The 2,047-nt window shown below is 38.3% G+C and carries 1 protein-coding gene and 3 pseudogenes; 2 read left to right on the top strand and 2 right to left on the bottom strand.

Features of this window, described 5'->3' with window-relative positions; all coding sequences use genetic code 11:
* A pseudogene (locus C6Y40_RS11370) lies at positions 1–295 on the bottom strand (IS4 family transposase); the annotation flags it as partial.
* Positions 296–411: 116 nt separating this feature from the next.
* On the opposite strand from C6Y40_RS11370, the gene C6Y40_RS11365 reads away from it, so the two are divergent.
* On the top strand, positions 412–1,650 hold the full coding sequence (locus C6Y40_RS11365) for a cation:proton antiporter (RefSeq protein WP_105934691.1): 1,239 nt from the start codon (positions 412–414) through the stop codon (positions 1,648–1,650).
* Between the two features lie 47 nt (positions 1,651–1,697).
* Here C6Y40_RS11365 and C6Y40_RS11360 read toward each other — a convergent pair.
* Positions 1,698–1,829, bottom strand: a pseudogene (locus tag C6Y40_RS11360) (malate dehydrogenase); the annotation flags it as partial.
* A gap of 66 nt (positions 1,830–1,895) precedes the next feature.
* On the opposite strand from C6Y40_RS11360, the pseudogene C6Y40_RS11355 reads away from it, so the two are divergent.
* Positions 1,896–2,047: pseudogene (locus C6Y40_RS11355) on the top strand (IS5/IS1182 family transposase); the annotation flags it as partial.

Below are 2,047 nucleotides of genomic sequence, written 5' to 3'. Positions count from 1 at the left end.
CTGACCAGTCAACGGCAATGACAGGATGTTTACAGGTACAAAATAACCGGCAAATCATTGCATAGATAAACGGTACTTCACGCTGGAGGTGACCATTAGATAACAGCCGGTCAGCCCGCTTAATACGGTGTTTCTCATAGGCATTGGAACGGATACCGCGCCCCATACTGGTCACAGTGGCCGAACCGCTCTCAATCAAGCTTCGCACACAGGCGACAACGGCCTGTTTGCGGGTTTTATGCATTTTATGGCTGACAAAAGAGACAAGATTGTTCAATATAGAGCGTGCATTCATGGTGTTTTCTGTGTTGGTTTTTTTTGGCGAAAGATCTGATCACCAAATGCCATGAATGTTCCCTAACTCTTTGACTTTATTTTACTATTCGTGGGGATAGCTCAGAACTGGAGTGTATGGATAACCATATTATTTTATTAATATTAACTTTACTAATATTAACTTTTGGCTTGTTTTCCAAATTATCTGAACGCTCATTTATCAGTGGCCCGATGGTGTTTTTATCCGTAGGTATCTTGATTAGCCCAATGGGATTTAACTTGATCACTGTTAACCTTGACACTGAAATTGTTAAAACCTTGGCTGAGTTAACATTAATACTTATTTTATTTGTCGATGCATCCTACTTGAAATATTGTCGCTTAAGTAAAATTCTCGCGGGCATTCCTGCGCGTTTATTATTAATTGGGTTGCCATTAACCATGTTGGTTGGTGCGTTCAGCGCTCAGTACTTTTTCCCCACCTATAATCTATGGGTACTGGCCTTATTAGCACTTATTCTTTCTCCAACCGATGCGGCATTAGGTCAGGCTGTTGTCCAAAGTAAAATGGTACCTAAACGTATACAAGAATCTATTAGTATTGAAAGTGGTTTGAATGACGGCATTGTGTTACCACCAATATTATTGTGTATTAGTGTTTTAGGAAGCGGAATAACCTCACTGAATAATGAAAGTTACTGGTTAACTTTTATGGCAACACAACTTTTTATTGCTCCGTTAGTTGGTGGATTGGTTGGTTATGCTGGTGGGAAATTAGTTGATCACGCTACATTAAAAAACTGGATGAGCCATACCTTTCACCATTTGGTATCTTTTGCATTAGCAATTTTAGCCTACTGTGCTGCAGAGCTTATTCATGGCAATGGTTTTATTGCCGCTTTTTTCGCAGGCCTGATGCTCAGTACAAAAATTCCTTTAGTTAGAACACAGATTCAAGAATTTAGTGAAGCCCAAGGTAAACTTTTTTCTTTGATCATATTTTTTCTTTTTGGTTTAGTGTGTGTACCTAATTTTTATATTTACTGGGATCTTAACCTTTTAATGTACGCATTATTAAGTTTAACACTTATTCGTATGATCCCTGTTTTCATTGCTTTAATTGGTGTTAAAATTGATTTTTATAGCAAAATATTTATTGCTTGGTTTGGCCCTCGGGGTATAGCTTCAATTTTATATTTATTTATTGTTATTGTTGAACTTGAAGTGACAGGTTACGAGCAGCTTATGGCGGTAATTGTATTAACCGTTTTGTTCAGTGTTTTTGCTCATGGTATAACGGCTGTGATGATGTCAAAACAATTTAAAGCGATTAGCGAAGATGCAAATAGCGAAAGTACAAAAAATTGTCAATAAAAAACCGCTCAATGAGCGGCTTTTATGGCATGACTTTTACAAAAGAATTATGCGTTAATAAAATCAATACCTTCTTGAATGTCTTTCTTTAACGTATCAAGCATATCTTCTTTTGCTTTTTGCTCAAACGCGCTTAACTCACCGTAAGAAAGAATTTCTTCAACGCCGTTTTTACCTAAGGAAGATGCGAATAAGTCCCCGATGTGAGATCATAGCTGCATAGTAAATCACAGCCATTACCGCCCATGAGCCAACAGTTAACTTTTGCCGATAGTGAGTTTTCCAGCAAGCGCCGCCAGACCCGTAAAGAGATATTCTTATCCAGAATGGATAAACTGCTGCCGTGGCCTCAACTGCTGGAAGTGATTGAACCCTTTTATCCTAAAGCTGGCAATGG

It is taken from the genome of Marisediminitalea alba (assembly GCF_002993365.1).
GTDB classification, from domain to species: Bacteria; Pseudomonadota; Gammaproteobacteria; order Enterobacterales; family Alteromonadaceae; genus Alteromonas; species Alteromonas alba.
The sequence above is the reverse complement of the archived record's forward strand: the minus strand, read 5'-3'. Positions and strand labels throughout refer to the sequence as shown.